The sequence below is a fragment of the Brumimicrobium salinarum genome, from assembly GCF_002844555.1.
In the GTDB taxonomy this organism is placed as follows: Bacteria; Bacteroidota; Bacteroidia; order Flavobacteriales_D; family Crocinitomicaceae; genus Brumimicrobium; species Brumimicrobium salinarum.
On record NZ_PJNI01000006.1, the window covers coordinates 1 to 5,101 of the forward strand.

Genomic DNA, 5,101 nt, shown 5'->3' on the forward strand with positions numbered 1-5,101 from the left:
GAGTAAGACGACGCCACTTTTTTAAAACCTCATACATTTATTTGTGTGAGGTTTTTTTAGTTTATTACTATCATTCATCAGACTAGTTCTTTCCCTAACTTTCTAACTCAAAGTATAATCTATTTTTCAATTATGACTAAAAACAAAGGTATTGCCACTGTTGCTTTCGGTTCTCTAAGTTATGGACTATTGGCTACTGTTGTTAAATATGCAAATGGCTTAGGTGCAGGAACTGCACTTTTGGCCTTTTCTCAATACTTTTTTGCCATTATGTTTCTAACCATATTGTCTTTTGTTATAAAAAAGAAATATGGTTCAACATCTAATTACACGGCACCAAGTCGGAAAATGAAACAAAAACTGATCTTGTATGGAACAACTTTAGGTTTTTCTAGTTGTTTCTATTACTTAAGCATTCAATATGTACCAGTTTCTGTCGGTATTATTTTGCTCATGCAATCTATATGGATGGGGGTTGTTGTTGACTTAATTTCAACTAAAGGAAAGAACTTTAATATTAAAATTATTGGTGGAGTAGTTGCAATCGCTGGTACAATATTGGCAGCCAACCTTTTTGAAACTTCTATTCAATTACATCCACTGGGTATTCTCTTTGGTTTGTGTGCCGCAATAAGTTTTACTTCGTTTATGTTTTTTTCTAATCGTCTGGGTAATCGAACGCATGTTATTATTAAAAGTAAATATTTAGTTATTGGTGGTTTTGTTGTAGTGCTATTGTTTTGGAATGTTCACATTATAGAAACTTTCGATGTTTATTATATGCTTGTGTTTGGCGTCTTTTTGGCAATCTTTGGTTCTATGGTTCCTCCTGCTACATTCTCTATTGGAATGCCTGTTATCGGAACAGGCCTCGGTGCCATAGTTTCTAGTATAGAAATTCCATTTTCTGTTCTTAGTGCTGCAATTATTCTGCAAGAAGATGTTTCTGTTCTACAATGGATAGGAATTGGGATTATATTGTGTGCTGTAGTTTTGATTAATTTCAAGAAAATTTGATTGACTCTTAGAAATGACGAAAAAACAATTTCTGTACTAATTTCATTTCTTTTTGAACGCATTTTGTGCATAGTTGTACAAACTGGAAAATTAGAATTATGAAATTATTCCAAGTATTTGTTGTCAGCCTATTTTTATCAACTTCGCTATTCGCTGAGGAGGTTATTATTGATTCCAAAATTAAGAATGTTACCGTGTTTCTTAAAGGTGCCCAAGTGAATAGAGAGGCAAAGTTTTCCGTGAATGCAGGTGTTCACCAAATCATTGTAAGTGGCGTGAGTCAATTTGTAGATCCTCAATCAATACAAATAAAAGGTACGAACGGAATTATTATTTTGGATTCCAAGTTTACTCGTTATTATTCTTCTCCAGGTTCAAAAACAGTTTCAAAACTTCCAAAATCTGTTCAGCTAAAAATTAATGCAGTAGAAGACTCCTTGTCTTACATAGCATTTGAAATTTCAAATTTAGATTCAGAGTTAGAAGTATTAAAAGCTTCAAAATCTATAATACTTGGTAATGGTGCAATGCGTGGGCAAGGTAAAGTCAATGATAGTATTCAGTTACTGAAACAAGCAGTTGAATATTATTTAAGTAAAGTGAAATCATTAAATAAAGAGATTAATGAAATTTCGAGAAGGAAGAAATTAAAAACACTTCAACTTAATTCTTTACAGTCTCGTTTGAATGAATTAAAAAATTATTCAAATAATGAGGTTTTTCAAGAGAATAAAACGAAATCCGATTATAGAATTGTAGTTACTATTTCATCAGATAAAGTAAATTCAGGTTATTTAGATTTGACTTACCTTGTTAGTAATGCAGGTTGGAATGCACAATATGATTTGATAAGTAATGTTGAAAGCAGCAAAATAAATCTCAATTATAAAGCCCAGATTTATCAGAGCACAGGAATTGACTGGAAAGACGTTAGATTAAGCGTTTCAACAAATGATCCATATAAAAATAAAACCAAACCAGAGTTGCTTCCTTGGGTACTTGGTGTTCAACCTTTTTCTTTTCAACAAAGGCAAGCTCACCCCAATCAAACGCAAAGTTTATCGGAAGTTGCTGTTCGGCAATCAGATTCAAAATTCAAAAAGGAAAGCATAGAGGAAAGAAATTTTGATTATTCCACTAGCGCACAACATACCCAAGTTGTGCAGCATTTAATTTCAGCTGAATTTAAAATCGATCTTCCTTACTCAATAAAATCAAATGGTGAAAAACACATGGTATTGGTCAAAAATGAAGATGTGGATGCTAATTATGTTTACTATACTGTTCCAAAAGTAGAGAACTCGGCTTATTTAGTTGCCCGAATCACAAATCTCGAAGAATTGCAATTGATACCTGCCAAAGCAACAATATTTTTTGATGGAAGTTACATGGGAGAAACCCATATTAATCCGACCACGATGGATGATACTTTGTCACTGAGTTTAGGAAAAGATCCTAATATCATAGTAAAACGCACTTTCATCAATAAAAAGTATAAGGAGAAAATTATTGGCAGTGAAGTAGAGAAAAGCAGCTTATATCAATTAGAAATTTTAAACAATAAAAGTAAATCAATTGATATTATTGTGCAAGATCAAGTTCCAGTCTCTAGAAAAGAAGGAATTGAAATTACTGCCGAAGAAATCAGTAATGGAAGTCTAAATGAGACTACAGGTATTATCGAATGGAAATTAGAATTAAAATCAAAGGAAAGAAAAACGCTAGATTTAATGTATAAAGTAAAACACAATAAAAATGAACCTTTGGTTTTGAGGTAAAGCTTAGATCCGAGTACAATTAAAAGTTTGTTTAGGATATACATGTTAGTCAGTAGATCTCGGAAATAAAGTTTAATTCTTAACATAGATTTCTAAACATAAAATGTATTTTGGTTGTTTTAGAAAAAACTTCAAAGTATGCTTTATAACATTTCATTTAAAGATAAAGACATTGAAAAAAAGATAAATGATCTTGTTGGTGAGCCATATCATCTTGGAGAGGTTGTTTTTAAAAAGAAAGGAATAATTGGATCTTCTCGAATGGAAATTGTTGAACATAGTTTGCTCTTTGAAGACATTATGAAAAAGAGCAAACAAGCGATTTTTGCAAGTATTTCCCTTAGACCAAATGGCATTCTAGTTCTCTTCAACCTCCGGCAAACTACCTATGCTTGGCCTATTCCTTATCATTATTTGTCTGTTTTTAAAACTCAATTATTGGTTATACACGGACAAGGTCAATTTCTAAAATTGAAAATCAAGAAAACACAAAACAAAACTTTTATAAAGAAAATGCTGGCCTTGAAGTCTGAACATAATGGAGATGAATATTATGGATGAGATTAGTTTCATGAATTGATTTCATTTTGATACTTTTACGTGAGGATTCACAAGCCGTTGCTGTAATTGGTAACACAAAGCCAAGTTGTGAATTGATTTCATTTTGATACTTTTACGTGAGGATTCACAAGCCGTTGCTGTATTTGGTAACACAAAGCCAAGTTGTGAATTGATTTCATTTTGATACTTTTACGTGAGGATTCACAAGTGTACTTTAATCATTTGCGTTGCATAACTCGTTGTGAATTGATTTCATTTTGATACTTTTACGTGAGGATTCACAAGATTATATTTTATTATTTGGGCCTCTTTAGTGTTGTGAATTGATTTCATTTTGATACTTTTACGTGAGGATTCACAAGAACTGTTTTGGTTATCGCAATTATTTACATGTTGTGAATTGATTTCATTTTGATACTTTTACGTGAGGATTCACAAGAGGTATTAACCAAGAAAAAATCGACTCGTTGTTGTGAATTGATTTCATTTTGATACTTTTACGTGAGGATTCACAAGATCCTTCTGCTGGTCCTGAAGCGAGATATCGTTGTGAATTGATTTCATTTTGATACTTTTACGTGAGGATTCACAAGATAGCTTAGTTTTTGAACGTGACAACGCTCGTTGTGAATTGATTTCATTTTGTGACTTTTACGTGAGGATTCACAAGAAGCTTATCCATGTACTTTTGGTGCTGTTTGTTGTGAATTGATTTCATTTTGATACTTTTACGTGAGGATTCACAAGATAGCTTAGTTTTTGAACTTGACAACGCTCGTTGTGAATTGATTTCATTTTGATACTTTTACGTGAGGATTCACAAGAAGCTTATCCATGTACCTTTGGTGCTGTTTGTTGTGAATTGATTTCATTCTGATACTTTTACGTGAGGATTCACAAGCAGCACCCACCGAACAAATAGTATAGAACCGTTGGGAATTGATTTCATTTTGATACTTTTACGTGAGGAGTCACAAGAAGCTTACCCATGTACTTTTGGTGCTGTTTGTTGTGAATTGATTTCATTTTGATACTTTTACGTGAGGATTCACAAGTAGCACCCACCGAACAAATAGTATAGAACCGTTGTGAATTGATTTCATTTTGATACTTTTACGTGAGGATTCACAAGAGGACCAAAAGAAAATAGTTGCAATCAACCGTTGTGAATTGATTTCATTTTGATACTTTTACGTGAGGATTCACAAGCAGCACCCACCGAACAAATAGTATAGAACCGTTGTGAATTGATTTCATTTTGATACTTTTACGTGAGGATTCACAAGAGAACCAAAAGAAAATAGTTGCAATCAACCGTTGTGAATTGATTTCATTTTGATACTTTTACGTGAGGATTCACAAGACCATTCAATAAATTTGTTGGCGTTGCTTGGTTGTGAATTGATTTCATTTTGATACTTTTACGTGAGGATTCACAAGACCATTCAATAAATTTGTTGGCGTTGCTTGGTTGTGAATTGATTTCATTTTGATACTTTTACGTGAGGATTCACAAGTAGTATCAATATACAACTCGCAGTCATCGTGTTGTGAATTGATTTCATTTTGATACTTTTACGTGAGGATTCACAAGGAACTTCGAGGATATTTGTTCTTCGTATTTGTTGTGAATTGATTTCATTTTGATACTTTTACGTGAGGATTCACAAGACGAATATGAAAGTAATGTTATCGTTATAAGTTGTGAATTGATTTCATTTTGATACTTTTACGTGAGGATTCAC

3 protein-coding genes and 1 CRISPR repeat array are annotated in these 5,101 nt (G+C 32.6%); all 3 genes read left to right on the forward strand.

Annotation, left to right across the window (positions count from 1 at the left end; genetic code table 11):
* Nucleotides 1-132 precede the first annotated feature (132 nt).
* Nucleotides 133-1,017 (forward strand): EamA family transporter, encoded by an 885-nt coding sequence (locus CW751_RS06655; protein WP_101334230.1) that lies wholly within the window; start codon nt 133-135, stop codon nt 1,015-1,017.
* A gap of 98 nt (nt 1,018-1,115) precedes the next feature.
* The gene (locus tag CW751_RS06660; protein WP_101334231.1) at nt 1,116-2,795 is read left to right on the forward strand and encodes a DUF4139 domain-containing protein; all 1,680 of its coding nucleotides are present in this window, start codon (nt 1,116-1,118) and stop codon (nt 2,793-2,795) included.
* A gap of 138 nt (nt 2,796-2,933) precedes the next feature.
* Complete coding sequence (locus CW751_RS06665) at nt 2,934-3,356, forward strand: hypothetical protein (protein WP_101334232.1); 423 nt, start codon at nt 2,934-2,936, stop codon at nt 3,354-3,356.
* A gap of 7 nt (nt 3,357-3,363) precedes the next feature.
* Nucleotides 3,364-5,027: a CRISPR direct-repeat array (repeat unit 47 nt; unit sequence GTTGTGAATTGATTTCATTTTGATACTTTTACGTGAGGATTCACAAG).
* Nucleotides 5,028-5,101 lie beyond the last annotated feature (74 nt).